This window comes from Occallatibacter sp. (assembly GCF_049802275.1).
Classification (GTDB): domain Bacteria; phylum Acidobacteriota; class Terriglobia; order Terriglobales; family Acidobacteriaceae; genus Telmatobacter.
Genome location: NZ_JBARMD010000625.1, coordinates 1 through 3141, shown reverse-complemented (window position 1 = coordinate 3141; position 3141 = coordinate 1). Strand labels below are relative to the sequence as shown.

Below are 3141 nucleotides of genomic sequence, written 5' to 3'. Positions count from 1 at the left end.
GTGTCCGGGTTGACTGGTGCAGGCGACAATGAAGTCGGATCCGTTCTTGCCCGCTCCGCCGTTGCCACCGTTACCGCCCATCTGGCCCGGATAGCCCTTCGCGCCCTTGACGCCCTGCAGGTTGATTGCGGGCATGCCGTTGATGTTCAACGCAAAAATCTGGACATTCGGCGCCGGCGGAGGAACCAGGTTCTGAGGCCCACCCGTCTGGCCATTTGCGCCATTGCCGCCGTTGGGTCCGTCGTTGGCGCCGCCGCCGTAGGAAGTGGGGTTGTAACTCGCTCCATTGGCCGCTTGTGGCGGCGCTCCCGGAGTTGGTGGGTTCCATGCGGCAGAGTCGTCGTAGTTGATAAGCGCGCCGCTCAGGCAGGTGAGCGTCTCGACGATGATGGTGAGCGTGTTGATCGGCCACTTGATGGTGAGCGTTGTGTTCGTAAGATCCAGCGTGGAGGCGATGATCACCGAAGTGTTGACGGGGATCGCAGAGTTGGGAGTGAACCCCGCGATGTTGAGGGGAACCACCGGAACTGGGAGGGGATGGATAAGCCCGGGCGAAATCGCAAGGTGATCGACGAGACTGATCCGCGTGTTGGATTCGTAGAGTCCGGCCGAAGTAGCAATGTGGGTGGTGAGCTTGATGGCCGGGGCCTGCGTCACATCTTTGAAGCCCAGCTTGTTCATCAAGGCCTTCGCGTTGTTGAGGTCGGCGTTGACCAGGGCGCCTAATGCGACCAGGTTCGCATCGCCAAGCAGGTTCTCTGCCTTGAGCACGCCTGCGCTGTAGCGCGGCATGATTCGGCTGGTGTCAGGTTGGGCTACCTGGCCCGTAACTACCTTCTCGATTCCGTTTTGCAGCTGGGTAAGATTGGGACTCAGGTCAAGCTTGGCGATTGGCATGTCGGAATTCCTCCATTCACTGAATTGTGTTTCGGGGGAGCCCAGTGTTACAGGAATTTTCGAGGATGGAAAAAACCGATCTGAATGAAGTCCGAAGTATAAATCGCCTGCACTCGTTGTCAAATGAAAAGTCCTGCTCCTAATCGTGCTCCGTTAAGCAGAGTCCATGCGGATCCTCGTACCTCTTTCAGGCTATCGGCCGTAGTCCGAACGAGCGGATGCCTGCGGGCATGAGGATCAAATTAGATCTTTCGCGCCTCGACCTCTTTTATAAGTGCGGACTCAGGTTGGTTTCGGCTTCTCACGTGGATCAGGCGGTAGACAACAGGCAGATTGGGAACAACGGGAAGAGTCTGTGATCAATATCCTGCGTGGCGGTGCGGTGTGGCCAGTAGCCTCGTCCGGGAACGCGAGGAACTTCGCAAGGAGATCGAGGAGGAAGAGAGGAAGCTCGAGCACCTGAATGAGTGGGTCAAGGCATGGGATCGCGGAGAGCGCATGCGGCAGTTCACTGCTTGTATGCAAAGAAATCTTTAGATTGGCCGGTGGAGAAGCAGGCCGAGACGCAGGCATGGATCGCATGGGCTTTGGAGCAGGCGGACAGGAAGGATCCGTTCGTGGTGGAGAAGCCGCGCTCGGTGCTCGATCGCAAGCAGGAAGTTGTGGGTCGTATTGAAGCGAGGACTTCGTTGTTTCCGATCTTGGGGTGTAGCAAATCGCGCGCGATGCGGCTTTATTCTAACCCCCGTTAAGGTCTTATTTCCCGGGGTCAGGAATTGATTGCTGGACTTATGCTAGGTCTTCTGGCGACCCGTGTGCTGGCGTTCATTGTCTACCAGCAACGCCGCGAGATCCGCTGGTCCTGGCTGGAGTGGTGCTGGCGACGGGGCTGGTGGGGCTGGTGGCTACATGGATTCCGGCACATCGCGCGCTGCCGGTAAATCCACTGGCCTTGCTGCGGGAAGAGTGAAGTCCGACTCCTCTTAAGACGTGACTCTAAGCCTGCCGGATGCCACTCGTGGCTTTCGATTACTCGGTGCAAGTCCGCCAATGCGCTCATCGAGCGCGTCTTAGGATTGAATCGCAACGATTAGTCCTCGAAACGCCCATTGCGTTGATCGGATTCCGCGCTCGGTACACATTCGGATCGGCTACGGTATGGACAGCGGCGAGAGTGGAGCCACATTCTAATTTGGCGCGTTGACCTCTGCCGGAAATCTGCCCAGCATGGCAGAGGTCTTGATCCGAATTCTCACGGTACGGACGACGGTACCGAATTGTGTTTTTCGATGATTTTGGATGCTTTTCGGTGCCACCGATGCTCCTGAAATCAACAACTTCTTCTTCCGAAGTATTTGTACATGCAGCTCCTTCCTGTTTTCTCTTGCCCTTCCCGCATCCACGCACGATAATGCTCCCTGCGGACACAGATCCCAACTCTTGGCGGTGCTCGGGGCTTTCCTTTTCCCGAACCTACACTCAACTCTCTGCCGAGGAGGTCCCATGGGCACGACACCTCCGTCTGCCTCGACGGCTTCGCCTGAGACCCCGGACCGATCCGCCGCAAGCGGAACACGAGGATGGTACATCGACGAGATCGTCGTTGTAGCATTCGCCGTCTTCGGTGTTGCCGGGGCGGTTTTTCTCCCGTTGCACAACAGCATTCCCCCCATCATCACCGCATACTTGTTGGCTACAGGGCTGGCCGCCCTCGCATACCGTTTTCTCGGCGGCGTACAGGGATCGGCGCTCGCCGTCGGCACCCTCAAGCTCGGCGGCTCGCTCGCAGCCTTGGTCGGCATTGCCACGCTCATCAACAACACCCTTGTCAACCAAATTCCCAAGCCCCACGAAGTCTGGCAAGTCTCGGGCCAGGTGGTGGACGAAGCCGGCAAGCCACTGACCTACTTCGATCCCGGCGACATCGCCATTAAGCCCTCTGTCGTGCATCCCGGCATTGAAGGCAAGTACCAGGTCACCGTCACAAGTGGGCCAGATATCAACGGAAATCAGCAGTTCCCCACGCTCTCTATCTACCATGCCACCTACGGCCCGGAGGCTATCGACCTCAACCCTGGCAGCCAGAACGACGTCTCCGTCACCCGCAATGGCCAAAGCATCGTGATCGGTCGCGTCCAGCTGCACAAACTAGACAGCTACGCTCCCTCGCAAGCGCTGCGTCCAGTTGCTGCGGGCCTGCAGGCCCCGCCGACCACAGCTCCAACCGCCACAACGCAGGAGCTC

3 protein-coding genes are annotated in these 3141 nt (G+C 58.2%); 2 read left to right on the top strand and 1 reads right to left on the bottom strand.

The window, feature by feature from the left end; genetic code table 11:
- The coding region (locus tag WA354_RS21135; RefSeq protein WP_472815001.1) for a hypothetical protein at nucleotides 1–897 on the bottom strand (897 nt) is incomplete at its 3' end.
- Between the two features lie 515 nt (nucleotides 898–1412).
- Here WA354_RS21135 and WA354_RS21130 point away from each other — a divergent pair.
- Together WA354_RS21130 and WA354_RS21125 are read left to right on the top strand one after the other, a co-directional pair.
- The gene (locus WA354_RS21130) at nucleotides 1413–1649 is read left to right on the top strand and encodes a hypothetical protein (protein WP_472815000.1); all 237 of its coding nucleotides are present in this window, start codon (nucleotides 1413–1415) and stop codon (nucleotides 1647–1649) included.
- A gap of 751 nt (nucleotides 1650–2400) precedes the next feature.
- Nucleotides 2401–3141, top strand: a 741-nt coding sequence (locus tag WA354_RS21125; RefSeq protein ID WP_472814999.1) for a hypothetical protein, incomplete at its 3' end; no start/stop codon positions are given.